Below are 22,237 nucleotides of genomic sequence, written 5' to 3' on the forward strand. Positions count from 1 at the left end.
TTCCATGATGATCCTTTCCCTATGACCCCACCCGCCTCCACCCGCCTGCGCGTCGCCCTCGTCGGCGCCGGGTATGTCGCCACCCATCACCTGGCCGCGCTCAAGCAGCTGGATTTCGTCGACGTGGTCGGCATCTGCGATCCGCAGCTGCCCGCCGCGCAGGCGCTGGCCGACCGCTTCGGCGTGAAGCGCGTCGCCGCGCGTCTGGACGAGCTGGCCGACCTGCAGCCGCAGGCGGTCTACGTACTGACGCCGCCCGCCTTCCATGCCGCCATCGCATTGCAGGCGATGGAGATGGGCTGCCATGTGCTGGTCGAAAAGCCGATGGCCGACACCGTCGAAGACTGCGAGGCCATGATCGCCGCGGCGCGCGCCCGCAAGGTCCAGCTGGGCGTCAACCACTCCGACCTGTTCGATCCGGTGCTGATGCAGGCCGTGCAGGCCGTGCGCGACGGCCGCATCGGCGACGTGGTCTCGGTGGAGATCGTGCGCAATTCGGAGTACCCCCCGTACGCCGGCGGTCCGCTGCCGGGTTCGGTCACCCAGGGCTCCTATCCGTTCCGCGACCTCGGCGTGCATGGCCTCTACACCGTCGAAGCCTTCCTCGGCCCGGTGCACGACCTGCGCGTGGACTACCAGGCGCGCGGCACCGATCCGAACCTGCACTTCGACGAATGGCAGGCGCACGCCCGGGCCCGCGACGGCGTGGGCCGCCTGCTGCTGTCGTGGAACGCGCGCCCGATGGAAAACCGCGTGTTCGTCCGCGGCACGCGCGGCGCCATCGAAGTCGACCGCTTCCTGCAGACCTGCCGCATCCATCGCGTGCTGCCGGGGCCGAAGTTCATCGGCATCGTCGCCAACGCGTTCTTCAGCGCGGTCAAGGATGTGTTCCGGGTGCCGTGGAACGTGGTGCGCTTCGCCACCGGCATGCTCAAGCCCTCGCCCGGCATCCGCCGCGGCGCCGTCGAGTTCGCCCATGCCGCGCGCGACAACGCCTCGCCGCCGTTCACCGGCGACGATGCGCTGCGCATCGCGCGCCTGCTGGAGCCCGCATGCGCCGCGCCGGACGCCGAGCGCATCGCCCTGCTGGAATCGCGCTACGTCGATCTGCCGCCCGCCGACGTGCTGGTGACCGGTGCCGCCGGTTTCCTCGGCAAGCGCGTCGTGGCGCGCCTGCGCGAACAGGGCAAGACCGTGCGCGTGCTGGTGCGCCGGCCGGTGGCCGCGTACAGCGCCGATGCCGGCATCCAGACCGTCGTCGGCGATCTCGGCGATCCGCGCATCGTCCACCACGCCGTGCGCGGCGTGCCGCTGGTCTACCACGTGGGCGCGGCGATGCGCGGCGGCCCGCGCGACTTCGAAGCGGGCACCGTCTGGGGCACGCGCAACATGATCGACGCCTGCGTGGCCGAAGCGACCGCGCGCCTGGTCTACGTCAGCTCGATGAGCGTGTTCGACCATGCCGGCCGCGATCCCGCGGCGGTGATGACCGAATCCTCGCCGCTGGAACCGCATCCCGAATGGCGCGGCGCCTACACCCAGACCAAGCTCTCGGCCGAACGCATGGTGCTGGATGCGGTCGCACAGCACGGCCTGCCCGCCGTCATCGTGCGGCCGGGCCAGATCTTCGGTCCCGGTGCGGAGAAGGTCACGCCGAACGGCGTCATCGGCCTGGCCGGCCGCTGGGTCGCCGTCGGCGATGGCGCGGTGGCGCTGCCGCTGATCTATGTCGACGACGTGGTGGATGCCCTGGTCTGCGCCGCGGAAGCACCGCTGCCCGCGCAGCGCGTGTTCAATGTGGTGGACACCTCGCGCGTCACCCAGCAGGACTACCTCGCGCGCTGCCGCCGCAAGCTGGGCGACGAGGTCAAGGTGGTGCGCGTGCCGCGCTGGACGTTCATGCTGCTCGGCTTCGGCGTGGAGCAACTGGGCAAGGTCCTGCGCCGCGACGTGCCGCTGACCCGCTACCGCGTGCGCTCGCTGCGTCCGCTCGCCAATTTCGATACCACCGCCGCGCGCACCGACCTGGGCTGGACGCCGCGCACCGGCGTGGAGAAGGGACTGGATGCGACGTTCGGCTGAGACCGGCGCAACCGCCGCACGCTGTGACGTGCGGGTCGAGCGTCTTCCCGCCCTGGATGTGCTGGAGGCGCGCTGGCGCGCGCTCGAGGCGCGCAGCCACGGCAGTTTCTTCCAGAGCTGGATCTGGATCGGCACGTGGCTCCGTACGCTGTGCCCGTTGCCGCGTGCGCGCCTGATGTCGGTGTGGCTCGACGGCGAATGCATCGGCCTGGGCATCGTGGTCGAGCAACGCCGGTTCTTCGCGCTGGGCCTCAAGCATGTCCGCCTGCACCAGGTGGGCGACCGCGTGGCCGACAGCATCACCATCGAGTTCAACGGCGTGCTGTCGCTGGCCGGCAGCGAGCACGATGTCCTCGCCGCCTGCGTGGCGCACTTCGAACACCGCGAACGCCACTGGCTGACGCTCTACCTGCCCGGCCTGGACATGGACGGCATCCCGCTGGAACGCTTGCGTTCGCCGCGGCTGCGCTTGCAGATGATGGCGCGGCCCACGCCCTACGTGGACCTGGCCAGCCTCAGGCTGACCCAGCAGGACTACGTGAGCACGGTGCCGGGCAGCAGCACCCGTGCGCGCCTTCGCCGCACCGCGCGCAAGCTGGCGGATCAGTTCGGCCCGCTCGCCTGCAGCACCGCGGTGACGCAGCCGGACAGGCTGGCGTTCTTCGACGAACTGGTCCGCCTGCACCAGGCGCACTGGGACGAGGACACCGGCGAGCACGGCGCGTTCGGCGACCCGCGCGTCATCGCGTTCCATCGCGCGCTGATCGCCGCCTCCACCTCGGAGGCCGGCGTGCACCTGATGCGGCTGGAAGCCGGTGACGCGACCGTGGGCTATCTCTACCACTTGGTCTGGCGCGGCACGAGCTGCTTCTACCAGGCCGGCATCGACTACCGCCAGGTGGGCCAGGCCGGCAGTCCCGGCCTGTTGCTGCTCGCCAGCGCCATCAACGAATTCCTTGGCAATGGCTTCGACCGCTACGAGCTGATGGCCGGCCATGTCGACTACAAGCGCTCGCTGGCGATGGCCGAAGGCCGCATGGGCTGGCTGTCGGTGGACCGGGTGGGTTGGCGCGCGCGCATCGTCGACCTCTACCGTCGCCGACGCGGCGACGAGATCGTGCCGTGAGCCTGCGCACGCGCCTGCGGCCGCTGGATGACCTGTCGAACGACGACCTGCGCGCCTGGGAGGCCTTGGCGAAGCGGTCGGCGGCCTCGGTGCCGTTCCTGCATCCGGGCTTCGTGCTCGCCGCCGCGCGCTGGCTGACGCCGGACGCGCCACCGGTCGTGCTGACCGTCGAGCGCGGCGACACGTTGATCGGCCTGACCTGCCTGCAACGGCGCGCACCGAATCTGTTCGTGCCGGTGCCGCATTGGCGCGCGTACCGGCACCCGCATGCGTTCCAATCCGGCGTGCTGCACCTGCCCGGCGAAGCCGCCGAGGTCGCGGGTGCCGTCGCCGCACGCATGCGCGAGGGCACCCTACGCGACCGCGCGATCGTGTGGCACAACGTCGCCGGCGACGGCGAACTCTGGGCTGCGCTGCGCGATCAGGCCGACCTGGCCTGGACGCAGACCGCGCTGTCGCAGCGACCGGTGCTGCGCCGCCATCCCGATGACGTGCCGGCAGCGGCGCGCGTCCGCGCCGCCACCGCCAAGGACCTGCGCCGGCGGCTGCGTCGCCTGCAGGAACGCGGCGACGTCAGCCTGCGCATCCTGCAGGGCGCGGACGCCGATGAAGCCGCCGCCATGCGCCACCTGACCCTGGAAGATGCCGGCTGGAAGGGCGAACGCGGCAGCTCGATGCTGGCTTCGGAAGGCGAGCGCACGTTTTTCCTCGAACTGGTGCCGCGGCTGGCGAGCAGCGGTGGCATGGTTTTCGTGGAAACGCTGTGCGGCGACCAGGTGGTGGCCAGCAGCAGCAACCTGCATTTCGGCAACGGGCTGAGCGGATTCAAGACCGGCTGGGATCCGGCGTTCGCCGCAAGCAGTCCCGGCAAGCTCAACGAATGGCACCTGCTGCAGGCGCTGGATGGCCAATGGCCGGACCTCGCGCTGTTCGACAGCCAGGCGCATGAGACGTCCTACATGGCCGAACTGCTGCCCGATCGGCAGCCGATGGTCTCCGGCATCCTGCATACGGGACGCCTGCACCGCATGGCGATGGCGGTCGCACGGCCGTTGCGCCCGCTCGCCTACCGGCTGGGGCACGACGACTAGCGCGCGCGGATCAGGCGATCTGCGCGTGGTGCCAGGCGATCTCTTCGGCCGACATGCGCAGATGCTTCTGGTCCGGCCTGAGCTGTGCGGGTGCCGGCAGGCCTTCCGGTGGCAGGCTGCGCCACCACCGCCCGCTGCCCACGCGCAGGCTGCGCACCGTGGCGAAGCGGCTGAAACCCATCGCCGCATGCGCGCGCAACGAAGGCCGGTTGGACACGCTCACGTCGGAGAAGTACTCCATCGGCGTGGACTCCACCGTCATCCCCGCACCCATCATCGCCAGCAACAGGCGACGGCCGCGCCGCTCGGGCACGACGAAGGCATCGCGCAGCCACACCTGGGTCTCGTTCAGCGGGATCTGCCAGGCGAACTCGTCCATGTAGCGCGGCACGCCGTGCAGCGCCCAGAACCAGGCGACGAGGTGCTCGTCCTCCTCGATCGCGAAGCAGCGCATGCCATGGTCGTAGCGCCGTTGCAAGCGCTCCGGCTTGCCGGACATGCCGTTGGCGCGATACGCCTCGACCAGTCGCGCCCGGTCGCCTTCGCGCATCTCCAGGAAGCGCTGGTTCTCCGCGAGCGCCAGCTGGCAGCTGGTCGCCGCGCGCCGGCGCAACAGCGCGATGGCGTTGAATTCGATCATGACGTGCCTTCCCCTTGCCGCGTCCTCAGCCCCGGGATCCGCAAACGGGACATCCCGATGCCCGCCAGCGCGTCCCCGACCAGGCCGCGCGCGAATCCCCACAGGCCTACACCATACACAACCACGCCGACCAATACCTCGGTGAGCAGTCGCCATGCCGCGTCCATCGACGCGCCCAGTGTCCAGCGCCAGGCGAGTACGGCCAGCACCATCACCGTGCCGGCCAGCGCGATGCGCGACAGCGCGCGGCCCAATCCTTGCAGGCGCAATCCATCGATGCGGCAGGCCTGCACGGTGAGCACCCACTGGACGAGCGCGGCCACGCCGATCGCCGCCGACGCCAGCAGCACGCCGCCCTTCGACAGCAGCCACAGCGCGACGATCAGGCTGGCCATCGTCGCGACCTCGATCCACATCAACCGGTGGTTGCGCGCATGCGCCGCCAGGAACGCCGACAGGATGAAGCTGCCCGAGCCCGGCAACGACGCGATCGCCAGCACGCTCAGCAGGGGCGCCACCTGCGACCAGGTCGCCGGCAACAGGGCCTCCACCAGCGTCGGTGCGCACACCGCGAGGCCGGCCGACATGGGAAACAGCACCAGCGCGGTGAAGGTCAGCGCGCGCACCATCAATCCCGGGCGCTCGGCGGGATCCGCCCGCACCACCGCCGGCATCATCACCGTGCCGACGTGGCCGCCCACGTAGACCGCCGGCAACTGCGCCAGGTTGAATGCCAAACCATAGCTGCCGGCATCGTGCGCGCCGACCAGGCGCAGCATCAGCGGCTTGTCCCAGTAGCGCGCGCCTTCGCTCAGCACCACTTCGCCGGTGATCGGCGCGCCGAAGCGCAGCAGGTCGCGCAGGCGCGCGAGGGGAATCTTCACCGGCGCCAGCCAGCTGCGAAGGCCGGTGGCGGACAGCGTCATGCCCGCGATCACCGTCGATTGCGCGATGAAGGCCAGGATCATCGACTGCCCGCCGAGCGTCGTGGTGCTGACCAGGGTCACCGCCACGATCGCGTAGACGATGTCGCCGAGCGCGGTACCGGCGGCGATGCGACCGAAACGCAGTTCGCGCGCGAGTAGCTTGTCGGGAATCGCGCCGATCCGGCGGATGCCGATGCCGAGCAACGCACCCGGCAGGTATTCCGCCACGCGTGGCGCCTGCAGCCACGATGCGAGCACCGGCGCGGCGAACCAGAGGGCCGCGATCATCATCAGCCCGGCGATCAGGTAGACCACGCTGGCGGCGAAGATCGCTTCGCGGCCCTGGTCGCCCTTCACCACCACGTACTGGCCGCAGCCCCACGCCGCCACCCAGTTGCCGGTCAGCGCGACCACGGTCGCCACCGTGACCTCGGCGACGATGTCGGGTGTCAGGTGGCGCGCGACCAGCAGCGTGCCCACCAGGCCGACGGCGCGTCCCAGCAGGCCACCGACGATGCCGTAGGCGGCCGAAGAAGCGATCCTGGCGAACAGGCCATGCGTTGCGGCGTCGGCGGTCATGCGCGACGGATATCGGAGCGGTGGGGCAAACGGATGTCCTTGTCGGCGACGGCTCGGGATGCGACGTGCGCCGCCTGGCAAGCATGCCTCATCGGTTGGCCAGCGTGTGCATGCGGGTGGCCTTCCAGTTGCCGCGGATCCATTCCATCGCCGGCCGTTCGACCAGCCGGTGCAGCAGCGTGGCCAGCGCCAGGGACAGCGCGGCCGCGCCGATGCAGGCCAGCCAGGCCGGCACGCCCGCGCGCTCCAGGTGGTGGATCACGACGAAGCCGATGGCCTGGTGGACCAGGTACAGCGTGTACGAGATCGCGCCGAGGAACGCGAAGAACCGGGTATCCAGGAACGCCAGCTTGCCGCGGATGAACAGCGCGAAGATCGCGCAGCACGCCAGCGCCACCGGCAGGAAGATCGGGCGCTCGCCGATGGCGATGGCGAGCAGCGCGCACAGCAGCATCACCAGGTTGAGCCGCCATTCGTCCGGGTAACGGTGCAGGCGGTAGAACAGGATGCCGATCGCGAAGAACGGGATGAAGCGCAGGATCATCAGTTCCCGCACCCAGTACGAAAAATGCCAGTGGTACTTCTCGCACAGGCCCTCGATGGTCGCCAGCACCAGCCAGCCGCCGATGATCCAGTGGATCCGCTTCAGCTGCCCGAGCATGTACCAGAACAGCATCTGCACGTAGAAGAACAACTCGATCTGCAGGGTCCAGTAGGAACCATCCAGGTGCTCGGCGCCCAGGATCTCCTGCACCATGGTGAAGTTGAGCAGCGCCTGCCCGGCGGGAAGCTGCTGCAGCGGAAGGCCGGCGGTGTAGACCACGCAGGCGGTCAGCAGCACCGCCACCCAGTAGGCCGGGAACAGGCGGGAGAACCGGGACACCACGAAATCCGCCGCCGATCGGGTCCGCTCCAGCGTCATGAAGATCACGAAGCCGCTGATCAGGAAGAACAGGTAGACGCCGTACTTCCCCGCCAGCAGGTCCACCGGCACGCCCTTGGCATGGCCGATCTGCTCCTCGTAACGCGTTGTGAAGTGGTAACCCAGCACGGCGACCGCGGCGATACCGCGCAGGGCATCCAGTTCCACCATCCGCGAGGGCGAAGACGTTTCGTGACCCATCCTATCCCCCTGCATCGGCATGACTCGGCTTTTACAACGCCAACCACGCCATGCGGCGGACAGTCCGGCGCCGCCGTCACCACGCTTCCCGCATGCGCATCCTGATCGTCACCTCCCAGTTCCCGATCGCCGGGGAACCCAACCGTGGCCGCCCGGTCTACCAGACCGTGCGCGAGCTCTCGCGCCTGGCCCAGGTGAAGGTACTCAGCCCGATCGCCACCTACCCGCGCTGGGCACAGCCGCGCAGCTACCTGTACCGCGCCGCCGACGCCGGCCAGGTCGCGCCGGGCTGCGACGTGGACTACGTCACCTACCCCGCCCTGCCCGCGCTGAGCCGCCCGTTCAACGGCCATCTTTCCGCACAGGCGCTGGCGCGGCCGGTGCGGGCGTTCGCACCTGACGTGGTACTGGCCTACTGGTTGTATCCGGACGGTTATGGCGCGATGCGCGCCGCACACGCGGCCGGGGTGCCATTCGTCGCGGGCGCGCGCGGTTCCGACCTGCGCGTGCGCGATGCGATCAGCCGTCGCCTGACCCAACCTGTAGTCCGGGCCGCGCAGCGCCTGCTGGTGGTGAGCGAAGACCTGGGACGTGTTGCGGTGAGCCAGTACGGCGCAGATCCCGAGCGGATCCGGGCGATTCCCAACGGCTGCGATGCCACCCTGTTCCACCCCGGCGATCGACGCGCGGCGCGCGAGGCCCTGGGACTGCCGCAGGAGGCGGAGATCGTTCTCTACGTCGGCCGCCTGGTGCCGGAGAAGGGCCTGCGCGAACTGCTGCACGCCACGCGCCGACTGGCCGCCACCCGGCCGCGGGCGCGGGTCGTGTTCGTCGGCGACGGTCCGATGCAGGCCGAACTCGCGGCGGCCCTGGTCGCCGAACCGGGCCTGCCGTTGCACCTGGCCGGCAGCCAGGCACCGGCGCAGGTCGCACAGTGGATGGTGGCCTCGGACCTGGTCACGCTGCCGAGCTATTCGGAGGGCCATCCCAACGTCTTGGTCGAGGCGCTGGCCTGCGGTCGTCCGGTGGTCGCGACGCCGGTGGGTGGCATCCCGGAAGTGGTCGACGCCGCCAGTGGCCTGCTGGTGCCGGCCCGCGATGCGGATGCGCTGGCCGACGCGCTGGCGCAGGCGCTCGACCGGCCCTGGGACGAAGCAGCGCTCGCACAACGTTTCTCCCGCGACTGGCAGCAGGTGGCGCGGGATACGCTGCTCGCCTGCGAAGAAGCGGTCGCCGGGACACGGCCGGCGCGCGCCGGCTACGCGGCCGATTCGGCCTGATACCAACACGGACACGGACAGGGGATACGGCACATGTGCGGAATCGCGGGTTTCATGGGTCCCGACGTCGTCTCGGCCAGCGCGCGCGACGCGCTGGAGCGGATGATCCATCCGCTGGCGCACCGCGGACCGGACGGCTTCGGTTTCCATGCGGCGCCCAGCATCGGCCTGGCGCATGCGCGCCTGTCGATCATCGACCTGTCCACCGGCGACCAGCCCATCCACAACCCGCGCCGCACGGTGTGGACGGTGTTCAACGGCGAGATCTTCAACTTCGTCGAGCTGCGGCAGATGCTGGAGGCCAAGGGCCACCACTTCTATACGCACTCGGACACCGAAGTGATCGTGCATCTGTACGACCGCTACGGCGAGGATTTCGTCCAGCACCTCAACGGCCAGTTCGCCATCGCACTGTGGGACAGCGAACGCCAGCGCCTGGTGCTGGCGCGCGACCGCGCCGGCATCCGTCCGCTGTACTACACGCGGCAACGCGGCCGCCTGTGGTTCGCCTCGGAAGTGAAATCGCTGCTCGCGGTGTTGCCCGAGTGCGCGCACCTGGAACCGCAGGCGCTGATGCAGACGCTGACGTATTGGGCACCGGTGGATCCGGAAACCCTGTACCAGGGCGTGCAGAGCCTGCCGCCGGGGCACGTGCTGACGGTCGAGCGCGACGGGCGCCAGCACATGCGCCGTTACTGGGACTGGACGTTCCCGGATGCGCAGGACACCTCGCCCGCGCGGTACCCGCTGACGCTGGAACAGGCCACCGCCGAGCTGCGCGAGCTGCTGGTGGACGCCGTACGCCTGCAGTTGCGCGCCGATGTGCCGGTGGGCGCCTACCTCAGCGGCGGCCTGGATTCGTCCGGCATCGTCGCCCTGATCCGTGGCTTCACCGATACGCCGGTGCGCACGTTCTCGGTGGCGTTCGAGGACGGCGAGTTCGACGAAAGCGAATACCAGCAGGCGATGGTGCGCCACCTCGGCACCGAGCACACCACCCTGACCTGCACCCGCCGCGACATCGGCGAGGCGCTGCCGCGGCTGATCCGCCACACCGAAACGCCGGTGCTGCGCACCGGTCCCATCCCGTTGATGCTGCTCGCCGGCAGCGTGCGCCGGCACGGTTACAAGGTGGTCCTGACCGGTGAGGGCGCCGACGAAGTGTTCGGCGGCTACGATCTGTTCAAGGAAGCGAAGATCCGCCGCTTCTGGGCGCGCCAGCCGGAGTCCCGGATGCGTCCGCGCCTGCTGCAGAAGCTGTACGGCTACCTGCCGAATTCGCCCGTCAGCAATCCCGCGTTCGCGCAGTCCTTCTTCGGCCAGGGCATGGAGCACCTGCACAGGCCGATCTTCGCGCACGTGCCGCGCTGGACGACGTCGCAGCGCGCGCTCGCCTTCCTCTCGCCGGAGCTGCGCGCCACGGCCATGCGCTGGGACGCGCTGGACGCCTACGAACAGACGCTGCCGCCGGACATGGCGCGCTGGAGCGACCTGGCCCGCGACCAGTACGTGGAAGCCAAATCGCTGCTGGCGGGCTACCTGCTGTCCTCGCAGGGCGACCGCGTGGCGATGGCCAATTCCATCGAAGGGCGCTTCCCGTACCTGGACCACCGCGTCATCGAATTCGCCAATCGCCTGCCGCCCAGCTTCAAGATCCGCGGCATGACCGAGAAGTACCTGCTGCGGCGTGCGCTGGCCGACCTGCTGCCGCCGGACATCGCGCAACGGACGAAACAGCCGTACCGCGCACCGGACAGCCAGAGCTTCTTCTTCGACGGCAAGCCGCTGGATTACGTGGCCGACCTGCTGTCGCCGGAGTCGATCCGCGAAGCGGGCTACTTCGACGCGGCCGCGGTGGGACGGCTGCTGGAAAAATGCAGGCAGGGGCGTGCCACCGGCTTCGGCGACAACCAGGCCTTCATGGGCGTGCTGTCGACGATGCTGGTGCACCGGCAGACGGTCGAGGCGCGCCTGGCGCCGGCCACCACCGCGCAGCCTTCCGGGGCGATCGCGTAACCACCTGCCGCGCGGCAGATCGAGGGGATCAAGGCATGGATTGGCGGGTCAAGGGCATCATCCAGAAGGTTCTCGGCACGTTGCCCGGCGGGCACACGCTGCATTTCCACCTGCAGCGGCGCTTCGGCGGCCTGCGCGATTTCGATGGCGAGCTGGCGTCCAAGGTGGACGACTGGGAGATCATGGTCGGCCACCTGCGCGATGCCGGCATCGTGCTCCCCGGCGTGCGCGCCTTCGAGATCGGCACCGGCTGGTATCCGACCTTCCCGTTCGCCTGCTATCTGGCGGGTGCGGCGCGCGTGACCACGTACGACCTCAACCCGCACCTGCGCATGGATTTGACGATCCGGTGCGCGGAGGTGCTCGGCGGCTTCCTCGACCGCATCGCGACCGTGGCGGGCACGCCGCTCGCGGAGGTCGAAGGCCGTCATCGGCGACTGCTCGATGCCCTGCGGAAAGGATCGGACCTGGAAGCGGCCAGCGATGGCGTGATCCACTATCGTGCGCCCGCCGACGCCACCCGCAGCCTGCTGCCGGACGGCGAGGTGGACGTGGTGTTCTCCAACAGCGTGCTGGAGCACGTGCCGCCGGAGGTCATCGACGCGATGTACGCCGAGTCGATGCGCGTGCTGTCGCCGCGCGGGGTGATGTTCCATTCGGTGAACTGCGGCGACCACTACGCGTACGTGGACCGCAACGTCCACCAGCTGAACTACCTGCGCTACTCCGACGAGGAATGGCAGCGCTGGAACAACGCCTTCCTCTACCAGAACCGTCTGCGCGCGCACTGGTTCGTCGACGGCGCGCGCCGGCACGGCTTCGACATCGATCTCGACACCCGCACCACGCGGGCGGAACGGATGAAGCAGCTGGCCGCCATGCCGGTGCATCCGCAGTTCGCGGACGTGCCCGCCGAACAACTCTGCATCACCAGCGTGGACTTCATCGCGCGCAAGCCGGCGTCGGCGACGGCCGGCTGAAGCCCGTGCGCTACGGCGCGCCGGCGGCCGGTGCCACCGGTGCGGGCGCCGATACGGCAGCCGGTGCCGGCGTGATCCTCAGCAGCTTGCCGTCGGGCGCGGGCGCGTCCACCAGCACGTAGAGCGCGCCATCCGGCCCTTGCCGGACGTCACGGATGCGCTGGTTGCGGTCCAGCAGCAGGCGCTCCTCGTGCACGACGCGGTCGCCGTCCAGTTCGAGCCGGATCAGCGCCTTCGACGCGAGCGCGCCGAGGAACAGGTTGCCCTTCCATCCCGGCAACGCATCGCCGGTGTAGAACGCCATGCCGCTGAGGCCGGGCGACTTCATCCACACGTGGTGCGGCGGTTCCATTCCCGGTGCGGCGTTGCCTTGCGATCCGGGTACCGGACGCCCGCTGTAGTCCACGCCATGGGTGACCACCGGCCATCCGTAGTTGAGGCCGGGTTTCGGCAGGTTCAGTTCGTCCCCGCCCATCGGGCCATGCTCCGTCGCCCACAGCTGGCGGGTGACCGGATGCAGCGCAGCGCCCTGCACGTTGCGGTGCCCGTACGACCAGATCTCGCCGCGTGCGCCGGCTTTCGCCACGAACGGATTGTCGGCCGGCACCGTGCCATCGGGATGGATGCGCACGATCTTGCCGGACAGCTTGTCCAGTTCCTGCGCGGTCGCCGCGCCGACGCGGTTGTCGCCGTGGGTGACGAACAGGTCGCCCTGGTCGTCGAACACCAGGCGTGCGCCGACGTGCGTGCCATGCGAAAGCTTGGGCTCCTGCCGGTAGACGACGGTCGCATCGACCAGTGCGTTGCCCTGCAGCTTCCCGCGCACCACGGCGGTCCCGGCCTTGTTGCCGCGGAAGGTGGGTTCGGCGAAGGCCAGGTACACCAGGCCGTCGGTGCGGTAACCGGGTGACAGGACGACATCGAGCAGGCCGGCCTGGCCATCGACGAAGATGTTCGGCAGCCCTTCGACGGGCTCCGAGACGCCGCCGTCGGCACCGATCTTGCGCAACCGGCCGGCACGCTCCGTAACGAGCATTCCGCCATCGGGCAGGAACGCGACCGACCACGGATGGTCGAGTCCGACCACCTGCTCCGCTACCACGAAAGCCTGTTTTTCCGATGCGTAGGCCCGGGGCGACGGATCCTGCACCGTGCGCGGCGGCGCTGCGGGTTGCGCCACGGGCGCGTTCTGCCGGCAGCCGGCCAGCGCCACGAGGGCCAGGATCAGGAAGGAAGCACGCATCGTGGACTCCTGTCGGTGACGTCGGGCGGCGATGGTAGCACCGCGAATGTCCGCCCTGCCCCCCTGTCCCGCTTGGCCGGTGAACGTCCGAACCGCCGTTCATCTGGACAGCAACGGAACAGGAAATGCCGGGGACACCATGCCGCAGAAGCAACAGATCAAAGCCTTCATCCTGCAGAACTTCCTCTTCTCGGACGATCCGTCCGCCGTGGGCGATCAGGATTCGCTGATCCAGGGAGGCATCATCGATTCGACCGGCATCCATGAGCTGGTCTTCTTCCTCGAGGACGCGTTCAAGCTGCAGATCGCGGCCGAGGAAATGACGCCGGCCAACTTCGATTCGATCGAGACCGTCGACGCCTTCGTTTCGCGCAAGCTCGCCGTCGCCGTCTGATCCGGACGGCCCGTCGATGGAGCGCCTGACCGCCCGCCTCGCCAGGAACGCACGCAGCGCCCCACAGCGCGTCGCGATGATCGACGGCGCGCGGACGATCGCGTACGCGGACTTCTGGGCACAGGCGTGCGGCTTCGCCCGCTACCTGCGCGGCGCCGGCCTGCAACCGCAGGACCGCGTGGCCCTGGTGCTGCCGAACCGCATCGAGGGCGCCGTGGCGATCTATGGCACATGGCTGGCCGGCGGCGTCGTCGCGCCGCTCAATGCGCAGGCGCGCTCGCGCGATTTCGGTCCGTGGCTGCGGCACTCCGGCGCGCGTTTCGTCGTGCAGGAAGCCGGCCATCGCGACATGGAGCAGACGCTCGTCCACTGGGAAGGCGCGACATCCGCGCCGCTGGCGATCGAGCTCGCTGCGGAAGCGGCACTGCCGCAGGTGGACGGCGACGACACGGATTTCGCGACCGAAGGCGACGCCGACGCGACCTTGGCGCAGTTGCTGTACACCTCCGGCACCACCGGCGACCCCAAGGGCGTGATGCTCAGTCATGCCAACGTGGCGTCGAACACGGACGCGGTGGTCGCCTACTTGGGACTGACGCCGGACGACACGGTCGTCAGCGTGTTGCCGTTCTACTACGCCTACGGCGCTTCGGTACTCCACACCCACCTCGCCAGCGGCGCCTGCATCGTGCTGGGGCCGAGCATGGTGTTCCCGATCCAGGTGCTCGACGCCGTCCAGCACCACCGCGCCACGGGTTTTTCCGGCGTGCCGTCCACCTACGTGCTGCTGATGGACATGCTGGAGCGGCGTGGCCATGACCTGGCTTCGCTGCGCTACCTGACCCAGGCCGGTGGCGCGATGGCGCCCGCCATCGCTGACCGCGTGCGCGGCCTGCTGCCGGAGGTGCGCCTGTTCCTGATGTACGGGCAGACCGAGGCGACGTCGCGGATCAGCTGGCTGCCGCCCGAGCGCCTGGACGAGAAGCGCGGTTCGGTCGGCATCCCCGTGCAGGACACCCACTGGCGCATCCTCGCCGAGGACGGCACCGCCGCCGGCGTCGGCCAGGGCGGCGAGGTCTGCGTGCGCGGGCCGGGCATCATGCTCGGCTACTGGAACAACCCGGCCGCCACCCAAGCCGTGCTGCGCGACGGCTGGCTGCACACCGGCGACCTCGGTTACGTGGATGCGGAGGGCTACCTGTTCCTGCAGGGCCGCCGCAGCGACATGATCAAGACCGGCGCGCACCGCGTTCACCCCACCGACGTGGAAGAAGTCATCGCCGAACTCCCCGGCATCCGCGAGGTCGCGGTGGTGGGCATCGACGACGACGCACTGGGCCAGGTCATCAAGGCCTTCATCGTCGCGGACGAGGTGCTGCCGCGTGCCGAAGACCGCATCAAGGCGCACTGCCGTGCGCGCCTGGCCGCCTACAAGATCCCCCGACTCATCACCTTCGTCGACGCCCTGCCGCGCACTGCGTCCGGCAAGGTCCGACGTGTCCAACTGACGGAGCAGACCGCAAGCCCATGAGCCAGCTCGACCACCACGTCCTCGACATCGACTACCAGAGCGAAGCCGACCGCATCTGCGCGCGCCTGCGCGAGATCACCGCCCGCCAGCTGCACCGGCGCGGACTCGTCGTCGCGATCTCCGGCGGCATCGACAGTTCGGTCAGTGCCGCACTCGCGGTGCGTGCGCTGGGCGCCGACCGCGTGTTCACGCTGATCCTGCCCGAGCAGGATTCCTCCGACGACAGCGCCGCACGCGCGCACATCCTGGCCGAGCATCTCGGCGTGCGGACCGAAACCGTCGACATCGCCCCCGCGCTGGCGGCGATCGGCTGCTACCGCGCCCGCGACGAAGCCGTGCGCAACACCCTGCCGGAGTACGGCGAGGGCTGGAAGTTCAAGATCGTCATCGACGGCGGCACCGAAGGCCGCATCAACCGTTTCCGCCTGATCGCGCAGTCGCCTGACGGCGCGATGCACGAACGCGACCTCGCACTGGCCGACTACCTCACCATCGTCGCCGCCACCAACTTCAAGCAGCGCATCCGCAAGACGCTGGAGTACTTCCACGCCGATCGCCTGAACTACGGCGTCGTCGGCACCCCGAACCGGGTGGAGTACGACCAGGGTTTCTTCGTCAAGAACGGCGACGGCTCGGCCGACGTCAAGCCCATCGCGCACCTGTACAAATCGCAGGTGTACGGCATGGCGCGTCACCTGGGCCTGCCCGAGCGCGTCTGCGCGGCGATCCCGACCACGGATACCTACAGCCTGAGCCAGGGCCAGGATGAGTTCTATTTCGCCCTGCCGTACCAGCAGATGGACTTGGCGATCTGGGCGCTCAACCACGACCGTCCCGCCAGCGAGCTCGCCACCGCCCTGGGCATCACGCCGGCGCACGCGCAGGCCGTCTACGACGACGTCCGCAACAAGCGCAGGACGACGAAGTACCTGCACATGGCGCCGGTCCTGGCCGGCGACGTTCCCGAACTGGACTGAGCGATGAACGCCATGCCCACCTCACCGCAGTACCTCGTGGAGGCCGGCCGCCCGGCGCGCGACCGGGATACGGTGCTGGCGCTGTGGCGCGGCAACCTGGGCCAGGACGCCCGGATGACGGCGAAGTACGAATGGTTCTACCTGCGCTGCCCGCATGGCGAACCGCTGCTCGAGTTGTTGCTCGATGTGCCGGGCCAGACCCATGTGGGCACCGCGTCCGCGGGTCGCCGTCGCCTGTCGTGGCGGGGCCAGGAGCTGCGTGCCGGCGTACTGGTCGACCTGGCGGTGTTGCCGCAGCACCGCTCGCTGGGGCCCGCGCTGATGCTCCAGCAGGGGCTCATCGCCGCGGCGGACGAAGCGCTCGATGTGCTCTACGGTTTTCCGAATCCCAAGGCCGCGCCGGTGTTCAAGCGCATCGGCTATTCGCAGCCGACGCACCTGGTGCGCTACGCCCGCGTGCTCCGGCATGCGGGCTATCTGCGCAGCCGCATGCCGGCCTGGCTGGCGACGCCCGCCGGTTGGGCCGCCGATGTCGCGATCGCGTGTCGCGACGCCTTCACCCGCCTGCGTGGCCCGTCCCTGTGTTCCGCCTGGGCGGACCAGGCCGATGCGCGCATCGACGCGGTGTGGGCCGAATCCGCGAAGGACGACGCCGTGATGGCGGTCCGCGACGTCGCCCACCTGCGCTGGCGCTTCGACGAATCCCCGTTGGCGACCACGCGCTACCTGCTGGTGAAACGCGAGCAGGATCGTGCGCTGCAGGCCTGGTTCGCGGTGCAGCGCATCGAGGGCACGTTGCACGTGCGCGATTTCTGGTCGGTGGACGGCGCGCGCGGCATGGCCGCGGCGCATGCCGGCGAGTTGCTGAGTGCGGCGCGCAAGCTGGGCTGCAGTGCGGTCTCGGTGGAAATCTGCGCACCGGAAGCACAGCGCGCGGGCTGGCATGCGGTCCACTTCGTGGAACGCGGCCATCGTCCGGTCTTCATGCGCTGGACCTCGCCGGAGGCCGCCTTCGCATCGGCGCCGATCTTCCTGACCTCGGCGGACGAGGACGAGTAACCCGCCGCCCCGCATCGCGGGGCAGGCGATCAGGCCAGGCGGCGCGCCTGCCGCCGGAACAGGTACAGGGCCAGCAAGTCGTCGCGGAAGCGACCCTGCGCATCCACCACGGTATCCGTCTCGAAACCCGTGCGCCCCAGCAGCCAGCCCACGCCGGACACGGTCGGGTTCAGCACGGGCACGCTGGTGAACACCAGCTCGTACCCCGCCTCACGCGCTCGCTGGGCGATGCCCGCATCGAACGAACCGTGCGGGAACGACATCGACTCCGCACTCGCCTGCGCCTGCCCCAGCTGGTGCGCCAGCGACGCGCGTGCGCCCGACAATTCCGCATCGAGGTCGGGAGCGAGCTTCATCGGTGTGTGCGTCTTGCCGTGCAGGCCCAGCGCAACACCGCCGGCCTGCAGGCGCTGCAGTTCGTCCACCGTCACCATGTGCCGGTGGCCGTCGTCGAGCTTGGCCATGAACGGCGCGAGCACCTGCGTCCTGACGCCGGCATCGAGCGCCTCAAGGCGTGCGATGACAGCGCGCAGCGAGGTCATCGATTCGTCTCCGGCCGATGCGGCCTCGCCCGCGGGCAACGCGTCGGACAGCTCGCGCACGGTCACCGCGCCGCGCCGCCATGCGGCGATCAGACGCTCCTGGAAGAAGGGCTGCCGCGTACCCACCGCATCGGCGACGACGAACATCAACGCGGGCAGGCCCGCCCGCTCCAGCGCGGGCAACGCGTAGTCGGCGTTGTCGGCCCAGCCATCGTCGAAGGTGATCAGCAACGCCCGCTTGGGCAACGTGGCGCCCGTCCGGCGCGAGGCGAGCACCTGCTCCAGCGACACCACGTTGTAGTGGCGCCGGAAGAACGCCAGCGACTGTTCGAGCCACCCGGTGGCCAACGTGTAGTCCGGATCGCAGGTGGTCCAGCGCGGATCGTCCGGACTCAGGGTACGATGGAACATCACGACGGTCAGGCTGTCCGCATTGCGCAGCCGGTGATAAAGACCGAGCAGCCCACTGGTATAGAGCAGCTTCTTGGAGACGTCCTTCAGCATGGCGGCCCGCATCGAAGTTTCAGTGATTATACCGACGTACAACCGTCGGGACCTGTTGCCGCGCGCGATCGATTCCGTGCTCGCGCAGACCCGTACCGTGGACGAGATCATCGTGATCGACGACGGCTCCACGGACGGCACCGACGACATGCTTCGCGCGCGCTACGGCGATCGCGTGCGCTACGTATGGCAACCGAACGCCGGCGTATCCGCCGCGCGCAACCACGGCCTGCGGTTGGCGCAGGGGCGCTACCTGGCCCTGCTGGACAGCGACGACCTGTGGTTGCCCGAGAAGACCGCGCTTCAGGTCGCCTTCCTGGAAGCGCATCCCGATTTCGGCATGGTGCTGTGCGACGTCGAGCGCGTCGACAGCGAATACCGGCACATCGACGTGTTTCGTCGCCGCGACACGTTGCGCGAGGACGGCTGGGTGCTGCGCTGGATCCTGCACAATCCTGCCCTGGCGCCCGCATCCGTGTTGCTGCGCCGGGACGTCGTCGACCAGCTCGGCGGTTTCGACGAGGGACTGCGCACGGCCGAAGATCTGGAGTTCCACCTGCGCGTGGCACGGCACTGGAAGATCGGCGTGGTCGAACAGGCGCTGGTCCGCGCGATGCGCGGCCACGACGGCCTGTCGGCGGCCGACAGTACCTACGACGACTATGTGCGCGTGGTCGAGGCCGCCGTGGCCGATGCGCGCGGCAGCGTGGACGACCGGGAGCTCGACGAAGCGCTCGCGGGTACCTACGTCCGGAACGCGCGCGGCATGCTGATCCGCGGACGCTGGAAGGACGGCGCCACGCTGGCCCGGCGCGCCTGGCGCCTGACCCGCGACGCGCAGCTGCGCGGCCAGATCAGGGCGCTCGTGCCCTTCGGCCTCAAGCGCGCGTTGCGCAGCCTCGTGCCGGGCTGATCCCGCGGCACGCGCCGGCGATGCGCGCTCAGCGCGCGCCACGGCCGAACAGCACCACTTCCACGGTCTGCAGCAGGATCATCAGGTCGAACACCAGCCCGTGGTTCTTCACGTAGAAGAGGTCGAACTTCAGTTTCTCTTCCGCATCGCGCACCGACGCCCCGTAGGGGTAGCGAAGCTGCGCCCAGCCCGTCAGGCCCGGCTTCACGCTGTGGCGCACGCCGTAGTAGCGCACCTCGTCGTTGAGCATGTCGACGAAATGCGGGCGTTCGGGGCGCGGACCGACGAAGCTCATGTCGCCGCGCAGCACCGCGATGATCTGCGGCAGCTCGTCCAGGCGCGTCTTGCGGATGATGCGGCCGACCCGCGTGCTGCGGTCGTCGTCCTTGCTCGCCCACACCGCCACGCCGTTCTTCTCGGCATCCACCCGCATGCTGCGGAACTTGGTCAGGGTGAAATGGCGCCCGCGTTCGCCGACGCGCGTCTGGCTGTAGAACACCGGACCGCCCGACTCCAGCCACACGGCCAGGCCCACCAGGATCATCAGCGGCCAGCTCACCAGCAGCAGCACACTGCCCGCGACCAGGTCGAAGAACCGCTTGCTGAGGCGGCGCGGCGTGGAGTAGTCGAAGCCACCCGAGAACACCAACCACGACGGGTCCACCGCATTAAGCTGGACCATGCCGGCCTCGCGCTCGAAGAAGCTGGACAGGTCGACGACAGACATGCCGCGCTGAACGCAGAGCAGCATCTGCTCCATGGGCAGCCCGCCGCGGCGTTCGTCGGGCGCGATCACCAGCTCATCGATCTGCAGGCGCTCGGCCAGGTCGTGCAGGCCCTCTTCGCCGCGGTGGATCAGCAGGTCTTCGCGCACCTGGACGGGCTGGCCCGGCACCGGCACGAAGCCCACCACCGTGAACGTGCGGCGGTCCGAGCGGCGACGCATGCAGGAATTGATGAGGTCGGCGTTGCGCCCGGCACCCAGGATCAGCACCCGCTGCTTGAGCACGTCCGAATGGAAGAGGCGAACCCAGGCCACGCGCACCAGCACGACGCCCGCGAGGCCGATGGCCAACGAGATCGCCAGGACGCCGCGTCCGAGGTACGCCTGCGGCAGCAGGTAGTAGAGGACGACCAGCGCGATGCCGCCGAAGGCGAACGACAGCGCCACGCGCAGGACGAAGTCCATGCGGGTATGCCGCACGTGCGTCTGGTAAAGGCCGAATGCCGTCATCGCACCGGTGAGGGCCAGCGCCACGATCAGGGCGCGCCAGGGCGTCTGCTCCAAGAACTGGACCTGGTACTCCGGCTCGGTATGGAATCGGATCCATGCCGCCGCCATGACGGCCGCGAACAGAACGACCACTTCCCCCAGCCACAGGAACCGGATCACCCGGTCCTTGCGGCTCTTGTGTGTTGCCTTCATCGACATCCCCCTGATGCGGCGCTGGCTCCGGCTGCCAAGCCAGGCCGCGCTGTGTTCGTTCCGACGCCAGCGACCGTGACCCTTCCAGGGCCCGTGGCCGCCGCATCCCAATGCACGTACATGTCCGACACATTGTTCCAACGCGACTTGCCGGCGCCTCCGGACAGGCCACCACAAAAAAGCCGCCCAGTGGGCGGCTTCAGGACTCCAGGCGGAATCGACGATCTCAGGGTCTGATGACGCCCCTGCGATAACGCGCCGCCGGCGACTGCCGCCAGCGCGGCCGGTCCCTGGCGGGCGTCGGCGCGGTGGCATCCGGCGTCGCCACGGCCGGCTGGGAGGCCGTGACGGGCTGCGCCGTTGAGCCCGGCAGCCCGCCCGGGATCAAGGGATGCGCGCCGTTGACCCGGATCGGGTCGGACACCTGGTCGATATCGAATTGCTCGAAGGCGCCAACGTCGATCCTGCCCTCCAGCGACAGGCGGGCGTGCGCATCGCCGATGGCCAGCTTGGTCCTCACGGGAGGATCAAACGCAGGCAGGAGCTGCGGCGACGGGAACGGGAATGCGCCGGGGGCAGGCGGCGTGTTGTTGCCGGCATTGAGCAGCGGACTTCCCGCGCGCGGGCGCAGGTTCCGCTGGGCCAGGTCGACGAACATCGGGTCCGTGCCGCGCAACGTACCGCTCCATTCGCCAGGCACCAGCGTGGCGGCGGTCTGGACCCAGTTGTTCGAGCCGGACACCTTGCGCCCGTCGGACCACGGCTCGCGGCTCTGCGGTCCGCAATACGGCGTGTCGACATTGCTGGCCGGATTCTCCCGCACGATCGCGGGCGCGCTACCCGACGCCGGCTGGTAGACCACGTTGTTGTGCATCTCCAGCGAGCCTTGGCCCAACTGGACCAGCACGGCATTCGCCGAGCCGGAACGGTCCAGCAGGATCGTATTGTTCACCAGGCGCGTACGGCCCTGGTTGCGTCCGTTGAGGTCGCCGCCGATGCGCAAGGCATTGCCCGAACGACTGGTCGATCGGTGGATGATCACGTTGCCGACCAGTTCCGCGTCCTCGCGGCGCAGGTCCGCGTTCCAGCCCGCCTTCTGCGTTTCGCAGTCCGGCCCGATCAGCTCGACTTCGTGCAGGTCCGAGCCCTCGATCCAGTTGTAGTGGATCTCGGCACGCTGGTGGCGCACGCGCACGAGCACGCCGCCGGTGGCGCTGTGCACGTAGTTGTAGCGCATGCGGAACACGGTATCGGGGTACGTTACCTCGTCCGATTGTATGTAGAGGGCGTGCCGTCGATCGCCCTGACCGGAACGCGCGATCTCGCTGTACTCCAGCGTAAAGGAGCCAGAATTCTGGTCGGCGGCGAGGATGCCGTGCGACGGGCAGTCGTGCACGTACGCGTCGCGGACGGTCGCGTTATGGGCTTCGCTGAAGATGCAGCTGCTGGTGCCGCCGGTGACTTCGAAGCCTTCGAAGACGATGTGGTTGGACTGCTGGAACTTGATCGTGTGCGCGCCCCCCGACAGCACCGGGCGGGTGACGCCCGCGACGCGGCGCCAGCGGATCGTCACCGGGCTCGCCGCGGTACCGCTGTCGTCGTCGCCCACCACGATATTGCCCGCATAGGTGGTCCCACCGTCCACTTCGACGATGTCCCCCGGCGCGAGGTTGACGCTGTTGAAGAACGTGGTGAGTTGGGTGTACTGGCGGCCGGGCCCGACGTTGTACGTCGCCGCCGCGGCGCTCAGCGGCACAGCGGCGAGCAGCCCCAGCCCGAGCAGGGGTTTGGAAAGAAGCATCAAT

General features: G+C 69.3%; 18 protein-coding genes. 11 read left to right on the forward strand and 7 right to left on the reverse strand.

What is annotated here, in order from left to right; genetic code table 11:
* Positions 1-21 precede the first annotated feature (21 nt).
* The 3 genes from BLT45_RS11475 to BLT45_RS11485 are packed head-to-tail and all read left to right on the forward strand — an operon-like array spanning position 22 to position 4,299.
* Positions 22-2,082: an NAD-dependent epimerase/dehydratase family protein gene (locus BLT45_RS11475; RefSeq protein ID WP_175455827.1), complete on the forward strand. Its 2,061-nt coding sequence runs from the start codon at positions 22-24 to the stop codon at positions 2,080-2,082.
* Positions 2,066-3,208, forward strand: coding sequence for a GNAT family N-acetyltransferase (locus BLT45_RS11480; protein ID WP_093299864.1), 1,143 nt, complete (start codon positions 2,066-2,068; stop codon positions 3,206-3,208). The genes BLT45_RS11475 and BLT45_RS11480 overlap by 17 nt, the downstream gene beginning before the upstream one ends.
* Positions 3,205-4,299, forward strand: a complete 1,095-nt coding sequence (locus BLT45_RS11485; RefSeq protein WP_093299867.1) for a GNAT family N-acetyltransferase — start codon at positions 3,205-3,207, stop codon at positions 4,297-4,299. The genes BLT45_RS11480 and BLT45_RS11485 overlap by 4 nt, the downstream gene beginning before the upstream one ends.
* 10 nt (positions 4,300-4,309) lie before the next feature.
* On the opposite strand, the gene BLT45_RS11490 is transcribed toward BLT45_RS11485, so the two are convergent.
* The 3 genes from BLT45_RS11490 to BLT45_RS11500 all read right to left on the reverse strand — a co-directional run bounded on the left by BLT45_RS11490 (position 4,310) and on the right by BLT45_RS11500 (position 7,567).
* Positions 4,310-4,939 carry a GNAT family N-acetyltransferase gene (locus BLT45_RS11490; protein ID WP_093299870.1) on the reverse strand — a complete coding sequence of 210 codons (630 nt, stop codon included), beginning with the start codon at positions 4,937-4,939 and terminating at the stop codon, positions 4,310-4,312.
* Complete coding sequence (locus BLT45_RS11495; protein ID WP_093299872.1) at positions 4,936-6,444, reverse strand: oligosaccharide flippase family protein; 1,509 nt, start codon at positions 6,442-6,444, stop codon at positions 4,936-4,938. Before BLT45_RS11495 ends, BLT45_RS11490 begins: the two co-directional genes overlap by 4 nt.
* 88 nt (positions 6,445-6,532) lie before the next feature.
* Complete coding sequence (locus BLT45_RS11500; protein WP_175455828.1) at positions 6,533-7,567, reverse strand: acyltransferase family protein; 1,035 nt, start codon at positions 7,565-7,567, stop codon at positions 6,533-6,535.
* Positions 7,568-7,659: 92 nt separating this feature from the next.
* On the opposite strand from BLT45_RS11500, the gene BLT45_RS11505 reads away from it, so the two are divergent.
* Genes BLT45_RS11505 through BLT45_RS11515 form a run of 3 tightly spaced genes read left to right on the forward strand, consistent with a single transcriptional unit; the run spans position 7,660 to position 11,843 of the window.
* A complete protein-coding gene (locus BLT45_RS11505; protein WP_175455829.1) occupies positions 7,660-8,847 on the forward strand; it encodes a glycosyltransferase in 1,188 nt (395 codons plus the stop codon).
* 33 nt (positions 8,848-8,880) lie between these two features.
* Positions 8,881-10,863 (forward strand): asparagine synthase (glutamine-hydrolyzing), encoded by a 1,983-nt coding sequence (asnB, locus tag BLT45_RS11510; RefSeq protein WP_093299880.1) that lies wholly within the window; start codon positions 8,881-8,883, stop codon positions 10,861-10,863.
* Positions 10,864-10,898: 35 nt separating this feature from the next.
* Positions 10,899-11,843 carry a class I SAM-dependent methyltransferase gene (locus tag BLT45_RS11515; protein ID WP_175455830.1) on the forward strand — a complete coding sequence of 315 codons (945 nt, stop codon included), beginning with the start codon at positions 10,899-10,901 and terminating at the stop codon, positions 11,841-11,843.
* 10 nt (positions 11,844-11,853) lie between these two features.
* Here BLT45_RS11515 and BLT45_RS11520 read toward each other — a convergent pair whose 3' ends face one another.
* The gene (locus BLT45_RS11520) at positions 11,854-13,086 is read right to left on the reverse strand and encodes a PQQ-dependent sugar dehydrogenase (RefSeq protein WP_093299883.1); all 1,233 of its coding nucleotides are present in this window, start codon (positions 13,084-13,086) and stop codon (positions 11,854-11,856) included.
* 46 nt (positions 13,087-13,132) lie between these two features.
* Between BLT45_RS11520 and BLT45_RS11525 the strand changes: the two genes are divergently transcribed.
* The 4 genes from BLT45_RS11525 to BLT45_RS11540 are packed head-to-tail and all read left to right on the forward strand — an operon-like array spanning position 13,133 to position 17,047.
* Positions 13,133-13,480, forward strand: a complete 348-nt coding sequence (locus BLT45_RS11525; RefSeq protein WP_254771873.1) for an acyl carrier protein — start codon at positions 13,133-13,135, stop codon at positions 13,478-13,480.
* 16 nt (positions 13,481-13,496) lie between these two features.
* Complete coding sequence (locus tag BLT45_RS11530) at positions 13,497-15,011, forward strand: class I adenylate-forming enzyme family protein (protein WP_093299889.1); 1,515 nt, start codon at positions 13,497-13,499, stop codon at positions 15,009-15,011.
* Positions 15,008-15,988, forward strand: coding sequence for an NAD(+) synthase (gene nadE / locus BLT45_RS11535; RefSeq protein WP_093299892.1), 981 nt, complete (start codon positions 15,008-15,010; stop codon positions 15,986-15,988). The genes BLT45_RS11530 and nadE overlap by 4 nt, the downstream gene beginning before the upstream one ends.
* A gap of 3 nt (positions 15,989-15,991) precedes the next feature.
* Complete coding sequence (locus tag BLT45_RS11540) at positions 15,992-17,047, forward strand: GNAT family N-acetyltransferase (RefSeq protein ID WP_093299894.1); 1,056 nt, start codon at positions 15,992-15,994, stop codon at positions 17,045-17,047.
* A gap of 29 nt (positions 17,048-17,076) precedes the next feature.
* On the opposite strand, the gene BLT45_RS11545 is transcribed toward BLT45_RS11540, so the two are convergent.
* Positions 17,077-18,105, reverse strand: a complete 1,029-nt coding sequence (locus BLT45_RS11545; protein ID WP_175455831.1) for a polysaccharide deacetylase family protein — start codon at positions 18,103-18,105, stop codon at positions 17,077-17,079.
* Here BLT45_RS11545 and BLT45_RS11550 point away from each other — a divergent pair.
* Positions 18,092-19,006, forward strand: a complete 915-nt coding sequence (locus BLT45_RS11550; protein WP_093299900.1) for a glycosyltransferase — start codon at positions 18,092-18,094, stop codon at positions 19,004-19,006. The two genes, BLT45_RS11545 and BLT45_RS11550, sit on opposite strands and share 14 nt — an antisense overlap.
* A 28-nt stretch (positions 19,007-19,034) precedes the next feature.
* Here the strand turns inward: BLT45_RS11550 and BLT45_RS11555 are convergent, their stop codons facing one another.
* Positions 19,035-20,432, reverse strand: coding sequence for a TIGR03013 family XrtA/PEP-CTERM system glycosyltransferase (locus tag BLT45_RS11555; protein WP_093301965.1), 1,398 nt, complete (start codon positions 20,430-20,432; stop codon positions 19,035-19,037).
* A 226-nt stretch (positions 20,433-20,658) separates the two neighbouring features.
* Positions 20,659-22,233, reverse strand: coding sequence for a right-handed parallel beta-helix repeat-containing protein (locus tag BLT45_RS11560; protein WP_175455832.1), 1,575 nt, complete (start codon positions 22,231-22,233; stop codon positions 20,659-20,661).
* Positions 22,234-22,237: the final 4 nt, after the last annotated feature.

Source organism: Pseudoxanthomonas sp. CF385, assembly GCF_900104255.1.
Classification (GTDB): domain Bacteria; phylum Pseudomonadota; class Gammaproteobacteria; order Xanthomonadales; family Xanthomonadaceae; genus Pseudoxanthomonas_A.